Genomic DNA, 14,871 nt, shown 5'->3' with positions numbered 1-14,871 from the left:
GCATGGGGAAAAAGTTAAGAACCACAATTACAGGTGTACTGAGTACAGGTCTTATTCTTAGCGCATTCAGCGCAGCGGCAGCTGCTCCTCAAACTACAAGCGGCCATTGGGCGGGAGATCAGGTGCAACGCTGGTCAGCTACAGGGCAATTGGATGGGGCGGTAAAACCGGATGCGGCGATCACACGCGCAGAATTTATCGTTCTTCTGAACCGCAGCTTGGGAACGTTCACACAGGAACTTCCAGCAGTGACAGACGTAACATATGCAGGTGGTGTGAAAATCAACGGTAATGGAAGCAGAACGTTCACAGATGTTCCGGCATCCCACTGGGCATACAACGAACTGACAAGTGCCGTAAATGCAGGCTACATAAGCGGCTATGCAGATAACAAGCTCAAACCAAATGGTAAGGTAACACGTCAGGAAGCAGCTGCGATTATTGGCAAAGCTATTGGGCTGACTGCGGGTAACGCAGCAGATGTTACTAAATTCATTGACTCCGACAAAATCGGATCTTGGGCGAAGAAAAGTGTAGCGGCTGTTGCGGAGCAAAAAATCATCAACGGTTATCCGGATGGTAAATTCCAGCCACTGAAGCCGCTGACTCGTGCAGAGGCGGTTGCTATTCTGGATGCTGCATCCGGTTATAACCTGAGCCCTGTTGATAATCTGACGACGACTCCTGGTGGAACGGTAACGGATTCCACATACAGTAACGTGACAAATTCCACTTATGGTAATACGTCGACTACTTCTGGCAGTGAAACAGAAGATAGCAGCACAAGTACTAGCACAGATAGTACAACTACTACGGACAACTCTACAACAACAGAGACAAGCACAGAGACAACTACAAATACCGATACGACTACAGACACAGCTACTGACGCGGATGCTACTTCGAATGCACTGAAAGTCAACGATGTGTACGATGGTGAAGGTACAATTACAGGAACAGCAAAAGCGGGTTCCACAGTAACTGCCTATTCCAACGATCTGCCTATCGGCAGTGCAGTAGCCAAAGATGACGGCACATTTAGCATCAGTGTGCTTACTCAAAAAGCGACAGTTAGACTGGTGATCAAAGCTAAAGATACAGACGGCCATGAAAGTGAGCCTGTAGAAATCTCGGTTTTGAGTAAACGCAGCGAGTAATTTAGAAACAAAAAAAACCCTTTCACTCTGTCTGGAACCAATCCAGCCAGTAGTGAAGGGGGATTTTTTCGTTTATTCGCTTATGCCATCTTCCACAATAGGTTTCTCCAGTTCGCGTGTTTGTGGCTCAGACGATGTGCTACCGCCATAACTAGCTATAATGCGCTGCTGCGCCCGGTACGTATCGCGGCTGATTCGGGTGCGCTCGACGGGTTTTCCATCTACCTTTTTTATTCGAAAGGTCTCTACCACATACCCTTCTTTCCCCTGCCGAATGACTTGATAGAAGCCTGAGGGGAGTGAGTCGTTACGTATTCTCTTTACGGGTATGGGGAGTACGCGAACGGTGTGAGATTCAAGCTCATACGAAATATTGGGTGGGAATGTACCAAAAATTTTGACGGTAAGCGTTCGATTTTGGACCGCGGCACGTAGGAGCAAATGTTTGCCGGTATTATTTCTAAAACGAAAATTAATGGATCCTGTAGCAAAGGTCGCATCCTGGCCTTTGGGCAGATAGCTGACTGGCAGGGAATGGTTGCGGCGTTCGACAATGTCCAAGCCGACTCGCAGCGCTGCATTATAGACCGTGCTGGATACCTGACAAATCCCACCGCCAATGCCGGACTCCAGCCGTCCGTTCACGATTACTGGAGCCTCACGAAAACCATGGGTGCGCTCAGCCTTGGCAATCACCTGGCCGTAGTCAAATATGTCACCTGGTTTGAGAATTAAACCATCAACGGCGCTTGCCGCCGAATTAACGTTATACACACGTCCTTCCGAGCTACTGCCGAGACTGGTGGAAAATTGGGTAATTTTACGCTCTATACCTTCGCTGCGCAGACTGTCGACCGTAATTTTCGGCTCCAACTGGTGGAACGGTAATTCCACTCGGATCGGCTCCTCGGAAGTTGTAAAATCCTTGGGGAGTGCCTGCTTCATTACGACGTCCAGTTTGGGCCAATCCAAGCGCCGGGCAGAGCGCCCCGGAATATAACGAACCTGATCGTTTGCATCAATCTGACGCACCGCATTGATAGGCATGCCGTATCGTTGTTCCTCCCAATCAGCTCCAAATTGGGATTTTAAGATCTTCTCTTGCTGGAAAGGTGTGATAGACCATTCCTTCTCGAAGCTAAAACGTGTCTGTACGCGAGTCCATAGATGCTTCGCGCTGAGTGCCTTTACCGCATTTCGGAATGCCTCCGCTTTATAACTGAACCCTGCTTCCCCGAGTGTTAGCTTTATATCCTGTGCACTGCTGTCACTGTCCGTGAAGAGCAGAGGGCGCTGCTTCAATGCATCCAGTTTTTTCTCCACCAGTCGAAGAGCGTCCGTTTTATCCATGCCGCCTACGTTGACTCCTCCGATCCGCACTCCCTCTGGTAGTGTTTGTCTATCGGCGTACAGATGAAGTCCTCCCCACAGCATAGCCAGCGCCAGAACACCAGACCATATCCAAATGACAGATAAATGAATTTTTTTCATAATGCAGATGTCTCCTGTCTGATAAGCTTGATAGCATTTCGTGTGCCATAATATTCATATATATGTGCCAAAAGCAGAAAACTTTCGGTACTATTTAGGTAACAAATTTGTTACAATGATAAACGGTATGATGAAATACAGAAGTTTTTAAAGGAAATGCATGGAATATGTCGAATGGATAATAGGTTATACGTAACATGATTAAGCAGCGGGAAGTGATCGAGTGATTGAAATGCAGGATGTGTGGAAGACCTATACGAACGGGACCCACGCACTTCAAGGAGTATCGGTCAGAATTGACCGTAATGAATTCGTATACGTAGTCGGCCCGTCTGGAGCGGGGAAATCGACTTTTATGAAGCTTATTTATAGAGAAGAAGTACCGACCAAGGGACAAATTTCAGTCAATGGTTTTAATATTGGGAAGCTCAAGCAGCGCAAAATTCCCTACGTTCGTCGTAACATCGGAGTCATTTTTCAGGATTTCCGGCTTTTGCCGCGTTTGACAGCCTATGAAAATGTGGCTTTTGCTATGGAAGTTATAGAGGCTCCCAAGAAGCTGATCCGCAAGCGGGTTCCAGAAGTGCTCGAATTGGTTGGCTTGAAAGAAAAAATGAATCGTGAGCCTGCCCAGCTTTCTGGTGGGGAGCAACAGCGTGTAGCGATTGCACGGGCCATCGTGAACAATCCCTCGGTCATCATTGCTGATGAACCGACGGGGAATCTGGACCCCGAAACATCGTGGGAGATCATGCAGTTGCTGGATGAAATTAATTTTCGGGGTACGACCATTGTGATGGCGACACACAATAAGGACATCGTGAACTCCATGCGTAAACGCGTCATTGCCATCGAAAATGGCAATATCGTAAGAGACCAGGTAAGAGGGGAGTACGGATATGACTTTTAATACCTTCTTGCGTCATATGCGGGAAGGTTTCAAAAACATATTCCGCAATGGCTGGATGTCCGTAGCATCCGTCACCTCAATTATTGTGTCACTGCTCATACTGGGCGTGTTTATTATGCTGGTGCTTAACGTCAACTCCTTGGCTGATCAAGCAGATAGTCAGGTGGAAGTTAACGTATTTCTGGAGCTCAATGTCGATCAGAGCATGCGTGAAACACTGCAAAAGGAAATCGCGGCAATGCCGGAGATCAGCAAAACGACCTTTGTGACGAAAGCTCAAGGTTTGGAGGAGCTTCGCAAAGATTTGGGAGACAGTGGCAAGGATCTGCTGGAGGGTTTTGACAAGGACAGCAATCCACTGCCTGACAAAATCGTGGTAGAGGTTATTGAACCAACGACGGTTCCATTTGTGGCCGAGAAGATTGAGAAGCTGAATACATTGCATCCCGAAAAACCGATCTTAAAGGTTCGTTACGGCAAAGGCACTGTAGAGACGCTCTTTACCATTACTAAGCTGATCCGCAATGTTGGTTTTATATTCGTCGCCGGACTGGCGATCATGTCTATGTTCTTGATCTCGAATACCATTCGAGTAACGATATTGGCACGACGCAGAGAAATCAGCATTATGAAGCTGGTCGGTGCGACCAACTTTTTCATACGATGGCCGTTTTTTATCGAAGGCGCGCTTATTGGTCTTATTGGTTCTCTTATTACTGTAGGAATTTTATTTACAGGCTATCAGCGTTTGCTGACAGCCGTTCAGGGAGATATCGCTCTCAATATGTTGAAGCTTATGCCGCTTGAAGGCATTTGGATTCAGCTGAGTGCATTGCTGGTTATTTTGGGGATGCTGGTCGGAATTATTGGCAGTACCCTGTCCATGCGCAAGTTCTTGAAAGTCTAAGAAGCATTTGGTGGAACGTCGTAGTCATTCAATAGAACGGGGAAGCCCGGTGTTATTTTGCGATAAAGGATGGGGAGTGCAAGTTGAAAAAAATAGGATCTGTGTTGGCTGCTACGTTGGTAGCTGCATTGCTAATCCAGCCTTCTGACGGATATGCCAAAAGCGTAAGTGAGATCAATTCGCAACTGAACCAATTAGAAAAGCAAGCCAAATCTGCCAAGCAACAGCAGCAAAAGGCTGCTCAAGATAAACAATATGCTCAACATTACAAAAATAAAACCGTACAAAACCTGAAAACGGTACTTGCTCAAATTAACAGCGTCAGTGATCAGCTGACTCGTGTAGCGGTTCAGATCGATCAAACGGAAGATAATCTGCGTGCGACTAAAAAAGATTTGGCCGAAGCAATTGATCGCATCCATTCGCGGGAAAAAATGCTGGAAACTCGTGTGCGTCTCATGTATACGGATGGAACGGTCTCCTATATGGACGTGCTTATGTCTTCGACCAGCTTTAGTGATTTTCTCAGTCGGGTAGATTCCCTGAAAACGATCGTGGAGCAGGACCAAATTCTGTTGGACGAGCATAAAAAGGACAAGGCTCTGGTCGTTAGCAAGAAAAAGCAGCTCGACACGGAATATAAAAATGCCAAGAAGCTGTATGCGCTCAAGCAGGACGCCAAAGCTCAATTGAATTCGAAGGAAAAAGAGAAGCAAAGACTGATTGCCAACTACGATCATGATATTGCTGAATCGGATGAAATTAGTGAAGAGCAAAACGATATGCTGGTAGCCCTCGCGAACAAACGTGTGGCGCTGGTGCAGGAGAAGAACAAGCTCAGAGCGGAGCAGGCTGCCAAAGCAGCACGCGCTAGAGCAGCTGCACGTGCTGCTGCAGCCAAGCGAATTGCGTCTTCATCCTCAGGCGCCGCCTCGAATTCCAGCCATACGGCAGCCAGTACGTATACGGGCGGATCCGGTACTTTGGCTACGCCTGTAGCCCATTACCGACTCTCATCTACTTTTGGCATGCGGGTACATCCGATAACCGGCAAGCTTAAAGGCCATACAGGTATTGATCTGGCGGCTCCGCAGGGAACCGACATTCATGCAGCCGAGGACGGTGTTGTCATTGTTGCTGAATGGTGGAGCGGATATGGGAACACGGTTGTCATTGACCACGGAGACGGACTATGGACCCTATACGGACATATTCGCAACGGCGGTACGGTGGTTCATACGGGGCAAACCGTGAAACGCGGTCAAAAAATTGCGGAAGTGGGTTCGACGGGGAATTCCACAGGACCTCACTGTCATTTCGAAGTGCGCGAGAATAACAAACCTGTAAATCCGATGAACTATTTATAATAGATAAGGTAAGCCCTATTTGTAACCAATCCGGTTGTAGATAGGGTTTTGCTTTAATGGTTCATATCCAATGAAGAACATGTGCATTGAAACACGGAGTAGGATACAATTAACATATTCCGTACAAGCTAGACGTATACTTCGTGAATGGATGCGTTGTGAGGAAATAGGATACAAGATAAAGAGAAGGCGGTGGACGATTAGATGTTGAAGAAAAGTACAGCGGTACTCTTGATGGTGATCGGGCTGCTTGGCGGCAGTCTGCTCACTTTTGCTTATACTGGAACAACCACAGTAGGGAATAGCGCTCTGGGCGAAGGACTGCTGGCGAGTGTAACGGGGAGTAGTTCCTCCTCCAGAAGTGATATCCGCAAAATTGAGACAGCGATGGACCTAATCCAGGGACAATATTATCAGGATGTGGATCGCACCAAGCTGGTGGATGGCGCCATCAATGGAATGATGGAGTCGCTTGGCGATCCGTATTCCTCTTATATGGGTAAAGAAACTGCACAACAGTTCGAGCAATCCATAGAAGGCTCTTTTACCGGGATTGGAGCCGAAGTAGCGGCTGAAAATGGGAAAGTAGTCGTAGTTACACCAATTAAAGGATCTCCGGCTGAAAAGGCGGGTCTACGCGCTAAGGATATTATATTGTCTGTTAACGGTGAAACACTGGACGGATTGGATCTGAACAAGGCCGTTTCCAAAATTCGTGGACCAAAGGGCAGTCAGGCAAAAGTCAAAATTCAGCGTAACGGTTCTCCTGATCCACTCGAATACACGATTACCCGTGACAACATTGATATGGAAACTGTAACGGCTCATATGGAAAGTGATGGAGTAGGCGTCATTACGATCACCCAGTTCTCCTTAAATACGGCAGAACGTTTCAAGGAAGAGTTAGCCAAGTTGGAAAAACAAGGGCTTAAGGGACTCGTCATTGACGTGCGTAATAACCCAGGTGGGGTACTTTCTGTTGTCATTGATATTGCACAGCAATTTGTACCTTCCGGTAAAACGATTGTACAAGTGGAAGACAAAAATCAGAAGCGTGAGGAAGAGAAGTCCAAAGGTTCACGCAAAAATTATCCGGTGACTTTGCTCATGAATAAAGGTAGCGCAAGTGCGTCCGAAATTCTGGCAGGTGCTCTCCAGCAATCCGCTGGCGCAGTGTTGATCGGAGAAAACTCCTTTGGTAAAGGTACTGTACAAACCAGCTATGACAAGCAAATGGGTGACGGTAGCCTGCTCAAAATCACGATTGCCAAATGGCTAACGCCAAATGGAACATGGATTCATAAAAAAGGGATTAAGCCGGACATCGCGGTGGACCAGCCTGAATACTTTACGGCAGCACCGCTGAACAAGGAAAAGTCCTTGAAATACAATATGAATAGCAGCGATGTGAAAAATGCACAAATCATTCTGCAAGGCTTGGGCTACAAACCAGGTCGCGAGGACGGCTATTTTGACAAAGTGACTGAAAGCTCTGTTATGGCTTTCCAAAAAGAGGCGAAGCTGACGGCTAACGGCATCATTGATGCGAAGACAGCATCAGCGATGGAAGCCAAGCTGATTGAAAAAATTCGTGATCCGAAAAATGATAATCAACTCAAGCAGGGGATTGAAGAGATTCGGAAGGAAATGAAGACAGGCGTAGCGAAATAATAGTGAGGCTACAACAAGGGGGCTGGAAACAGCCTCCTTTTTTATTGGGATTTATTTGCAGTCCGTCGGTTTGTCTTCCCTACATTGGCAATTTCATATAAAATAAATGGATATGAAATGTACGTGCTCCGCTATACAGCGGACCAGGGGCATAAGGAGTGTGAATGGACTTGGAATGGGCATTACAATGGGGATGGAGCGTCTTGAATGCTTGCTTGTACCTGCTTTTGCAGCCGTTTTATTATATCTCGATACTCATTGTCGCGCTTGGCTATCGTCGGCAAATGCTACTGGAGCGCAAGCTATTTCATACTAGAATGCATAGCTGGGCTGCAGAGACCTGGCGTGTCGTATGGAGTGGCTTGCTTGCCGGGATGGCACTATCCGTTCTAGGAATGTTCATCAGCGTGCATCTGAACCCGACTTCCATCGTGTGCCTGTGGATAGCCACATTACTGCTCATGCTGGTACGCGTCCGTTACCTGTGTCTTGCTTATTCGGTTGGTCTGCTAGGTGTAGTTCAATTTTTTCTGAACATAGCGAGTGGCTGGCAGCCTGGGGGAGTGCTCGGGACATCGGTAGCAGCTATCCGTGGATTGGATATTCCAGCACTCTTAGTGTTGGTTGCTGTACTGCATGTGGCTGAAGCGCTGTTGGTTCGCTGGCAAGGAGGAAAGGCAGCTACTCCGCTGTTCGTCGAGGGCAAACGGGGGAGATTGGTTGGTGGCTATCGTATGGAGGATCTCTGGCCCATTCCGTTGCTATTACTGGTACCCGCTCAGGGAGGATTCATGCTTCCCTGGACACCTTTGTTCGGCGGCGATGCCGGAACAGGGTATATGCTAGCAGCTCTGCCAGTCCTGATGGGCTTTAGCAGTGTGACGCTCGGCCAGCTACCCCGACAGAAGGCAGTACTTACTTCGAACCGATTGCTTCTGTACAGTGTGGCTTTGCTTCTGCTAAGCCTGTTGGCGGCCTGGTGGAGTCCGCTAATCTTGCTGGCAGCGTTATTCTCCTTCTTGGCCCATGAAGCGCTGATTTGGTACGGAAATATAGAGGAAAGCCGTCTTAGTCCGATGTTTGTACATCCCGAGCAAGGGATGCGTGTTCTCGCTGTGCTGCCAGATAGTCCGGCGACAGCTATGGGCATACTGCCGGGTGAGGCCATATACCGTGTGAATGGCATGGTTGTGAACAGCCGTGCCGAGCTGCATCAGGCCTTGCGGATCAACTCTGCTTTTTGTAAGCTGGAGGTACGCAATCTGCAAGGGGAGAGCAAGTTTGTACAGCGAGGCATGTACGATGGCGATCATCATCAGTTAGGGGTCGTGCTTGCACCGGATGCAGACGCAGGCTGGGCCGTATCCATACAGCCGGCCTCCATCTACCGAATTGTGGCCATGCACATAGGTGCACGACGACGCAAAGCGGGACAAGCATCCAAGGCAGAGGGTACGCATTTGGACACCATGGACCAATAGATATTACAACAAGAGGGTGGTCATTATTTGATTTGAATCGAATAAGGCTACCCTCTTTTGTATATGGCGACAGCAGCCTGCTTGAAATGAATATTCTCATCGGTATACAATGAATAATGTAATGGGAAACATTGATGAACCGAATGCCTATCATGTGTGTCAAGCAGGGAGAGGAAAAGATGAACGCGATTCACTTTATTCGAGAGTACATCAGGCACCCACGCAGCGTAGGCGCTGTAATACCCAGTTCAAGACAGCTGGCCAAACAAATTGCGACACCGATTTACTTTGACAAAGCCTCGTGCATTATTGAATATGGGGCAGGGACCGGTGTGTTTACGCAGGAGCTGATTTTGAACAAACGTCCAGATACACTACTGTTAGTGATTGAAGCTAATGAATCGTTTTATAAAAAATTACAAAGCAAATATGGTCACTTGGAGAGGGTGCACATTATTCATGGATCGGCCGAGCATGTAGCGCGGTATATGGAACAGTACCAAGTCTCGAAGGTGGATTATATCGTATCGGGGCTTCCTTTCACCAGCTTACCCGCCGCGTTATCCAGCCTCATTTTGGGACAAACGGCCGAGGTGTTAGGCCAAGAAGGCAAGTTTATTACGTTCCAGTATAGCAAAGTTAAGCACAATTTCTTCCGTACTTTCTTTGCAGATATCCAGATTAAAAAGGTAAACTATAATGTGCCGCCAGCCTATGTGTTTACTTGCAGCCTGTGACCCTTCAGCTATGTAGGAGATTAGAATAAATATGAATATCCATACACGGATGATTATGAGAAGATTGGGTCAGCATCATTAAGATGTTGAAACGGTCTTTTTTGTTGTCCACTTTTATGGAAATATAAGATAAGGGATATGTTAAATGGCAAAATTCATTTAAGGAATCATATTTTAAAATGGGGCTTAACCTATATATTACATAAGTTGGAACCTGTTAGACTTTTGTAGGATTCATAATAAATCTGAACTTTTGTTAAAGGAGATTTATATATGGTAAAACCGCTGATGTTCATGCGCTGGTGTGAGTATTATGGGTTAAGCGACCGTGAGACAGATTTTGTATCCTTTTTTATGATGAATTTTTCGGCTGCACGATCAGGCAATCAACCCAAACTTAAGGATCAATTTGTTGAGATTCAAAAAAAAGCCTTTCCAGAATACCCCTTTGATATTAGCCCGGAAGAACTGGATTATAACAAATTTGAAGAACTGATGAAACGAGTGTTGAACATTCATTTTGACACAGCCGAACTGCTGTATTCCTTCTATCTCCAAAAGCTGTGTGCACCTTTAGCAGAATACATTTTATCTACTGGAGATGCTGAGCCAGCACGGATCTACTATGAGCTTATTCAAAAGGACAAAGTACGGTAGAGATAAAAAAGCCCCTTGCTAAGGGGCTTTTTTATATTCAGGCTATAAAGTTATTTAATAAGTTAACTCTAGTCAATGTTCTGCTATATAACCATTTGGAATAATCTAAGAATATGGACATTACGTCCCATAAATGGTTCGATATGAAGATTTGATCGGTAAAACGTATAGCAAAGCTGTATTACAACATTTGAAGATCCGAGCAATTCTGAATTTCGGACGGAGAGGAGAGTGTAATCAACCAGATACTTGGAGCTTCGATGGGTGGAATTTAAGCACGAATCTATAAAAAATGAATCTATGGATTAGAGTAAGGCGATGTTGTTCCGGAGCGGTAAACCCGTTTGGATTTAGGAGCCTTAAAACCTGCCGGAGCGGTACTTGTATGGGGCTGCTCTTTTCAAATGTAAAGGAGGAAAGTGGTATGAGAGCGAAAAATAGTAGTAGTATTCTGTTCAAACGTTCCAAATGGCTGCCTGTCGTCATGGCCTGCACGATGATAGTAGGGGGGGCTTTACCTGCTCCAGCTGTGGTTCACGGTCAAACGGCAAAGACTATTACTATTAAAGTAGATACATCCAAGGAACGTAAGCCTATTAGCCCTTATATATACGGTACAAATCAGGATTTGGCAGGCGATGAAAATATGGCTGCCAGACGACTTGGTGGCAATCGAATGACCGGATACAACTGGGAAAACAATATGTCCAATGCAGGAAGTGACTGGCAGCAATCTAGCGATAACTATTTATGCAGTAATGGTGGCCTGACACAAGCCGAATGTGAAAAGCCAGGAGCGGTGACGACTTCGTTTCATGACCAATCGCTGAAGCTTGGCACTTATTCTTTAGTTACGTTGCCGATGGCCGGTTATGTGGCTAAGGATGGAAACGGAAGTGTGCAGGAAAGCGAAAAGGCCCCTTCCGCTCGTTGGAATCAGGTCGTAAACGCCAAAAATGCACCGTTCCAACTACAGCCTGATCTGAATGACAATCGGGTCTATGTGGATGAGTTCGTCCATTTTTTAGTGAACAAGTACGGCACTGCTTCAACAAAGGCGGGTGTGAAAGGATATGCCCTCGACAATGAACCCGCTCTCTGGTCGCATACGCACCCACGCATTCATGGTGAAAAAGTCGGAGCGAAAGAGTTGGTAGACCGGTCAGTCAGTTTATCCAAAGCTGTGAAAGCGATTGACGCAGGTGCAGAAATTTTTGGGCCGGTTCTTTACGGATTTGGCGCCTATAAAGATCTTCAAACTGCACCTGATTGGGACTCTGTAAAAGGCAATTATAGCTGGTTCGTAGACTATTACCTGGATCAAATGCGCCTTAGCTCGCAAGCCGAAGGCAAGAGATTGCTGGATGTATTCGACGTACACTGGTATCCCGAAGCGATGGGCGGAGGCATACGAATTACGAATGAGGTAGGCAATGACGAAACGAAGAAAGCCAGAATGCAGGCACCTCGCACCTTGTGGGACCCAACCTATAAGGAAGATAGTTGGATCGCTCAATGGAACAGCGAGTTTTTGCCCATACTACCTCGATTGAAGCAGTCGGTGGATAAATATTATCCGGGAACCAAGCTGGCAATGACCGAGTATAGCTATGGCGGCGAAAATGATATTTCCGGCGGGATTGCGATGACCGATGTGCTCGGTATCTTGGGCAAAAATGATGTTTATATGGCAAACTACTGGAAGCTAAAGGATGGTGTCAACAACTACGTTAGTGCCGCTTACAAGCTTTATCGCAATTATGACGGAAAAAACTCTACTTTCGGTGATACCAGTGTTAGTGCGCAAACATCGGATATTGTCAATAGCTCGGTCCACGCTTCCGTAACGAATGCATCCGACAAAGAACTGCACCTCGTTGTCATGAATAAAAGCATGGACAGCGCATTCGACGCCCAATTTGATCTTTCCGGCGCGAAGACTTACAGTTCCGGTAAAGTATGGGGGTTCGATAAAAACAGCTCGCAAATTAAAGAAGCAGCGCCAATCACGCAAATTTCAGGCAACCGTTTTACTTATACCGTACCGCCTTTGACGGCATATCACATTGTGCTGACTACTGGCAATGACACGTCTCCAGTGGAAGGTCCTGAAAGCTTTAAGCTGAAAGCTGAGGCTGGTGATGGGAAAGTCCATTTGTCCTGGGACGCTTCCGGCGGAATTGTAGGTTACAGCGTACAGCGGGCAACAGATGAAAACGGCCCTTTCACTGCTGTAGCATCCAACTTGACCGAAACGTCTTATACGGATACTAACGTAACAAACGGTACTTCATACTATTACAAAGTAACCGCCAAAACCAATAAGGGATCGAGCGAATCCAATATTATGAAAGCGGTTCCGAAGACGACTGTAAACGGTCCCGCTCCCTATGAAGCCGAAGAAGGCGCGCTGAAGGGAACCATTGTGGAATCCAGCGGGACCGGCTACTCCGGTACTGGTTATGTAACGAATTTTCACAATCCAGGGGATTCTCTGACGATGACGATTCAGGCTCCCACGGCAGGCTTGTACAATCTTACAATCGGCTACCGTTCTCCTCATGATGACAAACGCACCAATTTCTCATTAAACGGCAAAGCGTTTGGCGAACTGTTGCTTAAGAAAACGACTGATTTTAAAGAAACTTCCGGAGGCAAGGTGCTGTTGAATGCAGGCGCGAATACGATCGGTTTTGAAACAGGCTGGGGCTGGTACGATATCGACTACGTCAGACTGGAGCCTGCCGCTGACCGCCCACCTCATGCGGTAACCAAAACGCTTACCAATCCGAATGCGACGGTAGAAGCAAAAGCATTGATGAACTATCTGGTTGATCAATACGGGAAGAATATGCTCTCTGGTCAAGAGGAAATAAACGAAATTGATTGGCTTCAAGCCAATGTAGGTAAAAAGCCGGCCATTGCAGCGCTTGACCTGATCGACTATTCGCCAAGCAGAGCGGAACACGGTCTTAGTTCCACAGAGGCGGAAAAGGCGATTGCATGGGATAAGCAAGGGGGTATCGTTACCTTTGCATGGCACTGGAACGCACCGAAAGGTCTGATCGATACGCAGGGAAAAGAATGGTGGAGAGGCTTCTATGCCGATTCGACCACATTCGATATAGAATATGCGATGAATCATCCAGAGTCTGAGGATTATAAATTACTTATTCGCGACATCGATGTGATTGCAGGGCAATTGAAGAAGTTGCAGGATGCGAAGGTTCCTGTCCTGTTCCGTCCTTTGCACGAAGCGGAAGGCAAATGGTTCTGGTGGGGCGCCAAAGGTCCTGAGCCTGTTAAAAAGCTGTATATTTTAATGCACGACCGTTTGACGAATGTGCACAAATTGAACAATCTGATTTGGGTATGGAATTCTGTTGCTCCAGATTGGTATCCGGGAGACGAGTATGTGGATATTTTGAGCTTTGACTCTTATCCGCAAGCCGGTGATTACAGCCCACAAATTGCAAAATACGAAGACCTTGTTGCATTGGGCAAGGACAAAAAGTTAGTCGCCATGAGCGAAAACGGACCGATCCCGGACCCTGATTTGATGAAGGCGTATCAAGCTCATTGGAGCTGGTTCGCTACATGGTATGGAGATTTTGTGAGAGACGGCAAACAAAACAGCCTTGAGCATCTGAAAAAAGTGTATAATCATCCGAACGTCATTACGCTGGATGAGCTCCCAACGAACTTAAAAACGTATGGCATTACTGAGCAGCCGTCCGTACCAGGCAGCTTCACGCTGAACGCTGCGGGTGAAACGGCGAAAGTATCGCTGAGCTGGACAGCATCGGCGAGTGCGAAAAGCTATGAAGTGAAGCGTTCGACGACTGAAAACGGCGCGTTCGCCACCGTAGCGAGCGATGTGTACGGAAGCAGCTACACCGACACAGCCGTAACGGCAGACACGACGTACTACTATCAGGTGGTAGCGAAGAACGATGCAGGACAGACGCTGTCGAACACGGCTAGCGCAATGCCGAAAGCGGATACTCAGCAGCCGACGACAGGACTGCTGCTCCAATATCGCACAGCAGATACTAAGGTGAACGATAATCACCTCAATCCGCAATTCCAAATTGTAAACAAAGGCACAACCTCCATACCGATCAACGAGTTGAAAATTCGCTACTACTACACAATCGACGGTGACCGTGAGCAGACTTTCAACTGCGACTATGCGACGCTGAGCTGCTCAAAGCTGAACGGTAAACTGGTTAAAATGGAGAAGGCTGCAACCGGTGCCGATTATTATTTGGAAGTCAGTTTCAATTCGGATGCAGGCGTGTTAGCACCTGGAGGAAGCACGGGCGATATCCAAACCCGTATTCATAAGACAGACTGGTCGAACTATAACGAAAGTGACGATTATTCGTATAAAGGCACGCAAACCTCATATGCCGATCATCCTAAAGTTACCTTGTATCATAACGGCGTACTTGTTTGGGGAACCGAGCCGACAGCTAATTAAGATAAATGTT

General features: G+C 46.9%; 10 protein-coding genes. 9 read left to right on the top strand and 1 reads right to left on the bottom strand.

What is annotated here, in order from left to right:
- Nucleotides 1–2 precede the first annotated feature (2 nt).
- A complete protein-coding gene (locus MKX36_RS22520) occupies nucleotides 3–1,157 on the top strand; it encodes an S-layer homology domain-containing protein (RefSeq protein ID WP_025365962.1) in 1,155 nt (384 codons plus the stop codon).
- Nucleotides 1,158–1,229: 72 nt separating this feature from the next.
- On the opposite strand, the gene MKX36_RS22515 is transcribed toward MKX36_RS22520, so the two are convergent.
- Nucleotides 1,230–2,648 carry a VanW family protein gene (locus MKX36_RS22515; protein ID WP_340865735.1) on the bottom strand — a complete coding sequence of 473 codons (1,419 nt, stop codon included), beginning with the start codon at nucleotides 2,646–2,648 and terminating at the stop codon, nucleotides 1,230–1,232.
- Nucleotides 2,649–2,871: 223 nt separating this feature from the next.
- Between MKX36_RS22515 and ftsE the strand changes: the two genes are divergently transcribed.
- The 8 genes from ftsE (at nucleotide 2,872) to MKX36_RS22475 (ending at nucleotide 14,861) form a co-directional block, all read left to right on the top strand.
- Nucleotides 2,872–3,558, top strand: coding sequence for a cell division ATP-binding protein FtsE (gene ftsE, locus MKX36_RS22510; protein ID WP_007432660.1), 687 nt, complete (start codon nucleotides 2,872–2,874; stop codon nucleotides 3,556–3,558).
- Nucleotides 3,548–4,465, top strand: a complete 918-nt coding sequence (ftsX, locus tag MKX36_RS22505; protein ID WP_016822951.1) for a permease-like cell division protein FtsX — start codon at nucleotides 3,548–3,550, stop codon at nucleotides 4,463–4,465. Before ftsE ends, ftsX begins: the two co-directional genes overlap by 11 nt.
- Nucleotides 4,466–4,548: 83 nt before the next feature.
- Nucleotides 4,549–5,832: a murein hydrolase activator EnvC family protein gene (locus MKX36_RS22500; RefSeq protein WP_025365960.1), complete on the top strand. Its 1,284-nt coding sequence runs from the start codon at nucleotides 4,549–4,551 to the stop codon at nucleotides 5,830–5,832.
- A 204-nt stretch (nucleotides 5,833–6,036) separates the two neighbouring features.
- Nucleotides 6,037–7,503 carry a S41 family peptidase gene (locus MKX36_RS22495; RefSeq protein WP_016822953.1) on the top strand — a complete coding sequence of 489 codons (1,467 nt, stop codon included), beginning with the start codon at nucleotides 6,037–6,039 and terminating at the stop codon, nucleotides 7,501–7,503.
- A 164-nt stretch (nucleotides 7,504–7,667) separates the two neighbouring features.
- On the top strand, nucleotides 7,668–8,984 hold the full coding sequence (locus MKX36_RS22490; RefSeq protein ID WP_017427073.1) for a PDZ domain-containing protein: 1,317 nt from the start codon (nucleotides 7,668–7,670) through the stop codon (nucleotides 8,982–8,984).
- 179 nt (nucleotides 8,985–9,163) lie between these two features.
- Nucleotides 9,164–9,721, top strand: a complete 558-nt coding sequence (locus MKX36_RS22485; RefSeq protein WP_016822955.1) for a class I SAM-dependent methyltransferase — start codon at nucleotides 9,164–9,166, stop codon at nucleotides 9,719–9,721.
- Nucleotides 9,722–9,994: 273 nt separating this feature from the next.
- Entirely contained in the window at nucleotides 9,995–10,378 is a 384-nt protein-coding gene (locus MKX36_RS22480; RefSeq protein ID WP_016822956.1) for a hypothetical protein, read from the top strand.
- 424 nt (nucleotides 10,379–10,802) lie between these two features.
- The gene (locus tag MKX36_RS22475; protein WP_340865729.1) at nucleotides 10,803–14,861 is read left to right on the top strand and encodes a glycosyl hydrolase; all 4,059 of its coding nucleotides are present in this window, start codon (nucleotides 10,803–10,805) and stop codon (nucleotides 14,859–14,861) included.
- The last annotated feature ends 10 nt before the right edge of the window (nucleotides 14,862–14,871 follow it).

Source organism: Paenibacillus sp. FSL W8-0439 (assembly GCF_038008995.1).
Lineage (GTDB): Bacteria > Bacillota > Bacilli > Paenibacillales > Paenibacillaceae > Paenibacillus > Paenibacillus polymyxa.
The sequence above is the reverse complement of the archived record's forward strand: the minus strand, read 5'-3'. Positions and strand labels throughout refer to the sequence as shown.

Coding starts and splice junctions, on each gene's coding strand:
- ftsX (WP_016822951.1), top strand. CDS start 3,548: ATGACTTTTAATACCTTCTTGCGTCATATGCGGGAAGGTTTCAAAAAC.
- MKX36_RS22495 (WP_016822953.1), top strand. CDS start 6,037: ATGTTGAAGAAAAGTACAGCGGTACTCTTGATGGTGATCGGGCTGCTT.
- MKX36_RS22480 (WP_016822956.1), top strand. CDS start 9,995: ATGGTAAAACCGCTGATGTTCATGCGCTGGTGTGAGTATTATGGGTTA.
- MKX36_RS22490 (WP_017427073.1), top strand. CDS start 7,668: ATGGACTTGGAATGGGCATTACAATGGGGATGGAGCGTCTTGAATGCT.
- MKX36_RS22485 (WP_016822955.1), top strand. CDS start 9,164: ATGAACGCGATTCACTTTATTCGAGAGTACATCAGGCACCCACGCAGC.
- MKX36_RS22515 (WP_340865735.1), bottom strand. CDS start 2,648: ATGAAAAAAATTCATTTATCTGTCATTTGGATATGGTCTGGTGTTCTG.
- MKX36_RS22475 (WP_340865729.1), top strand. CDS start 10,803: ATGAGAGCGAAAAATAGTAGTAGTATTCTGTTCAAACGTTCCAAATGG.
- MKX36_RS22520 (WP_025365962.1), top strand. CDS start 3: ATGGGGAAAAAGTTAAGAACCACAATTACAGGTGTACTGAGTACAGGT.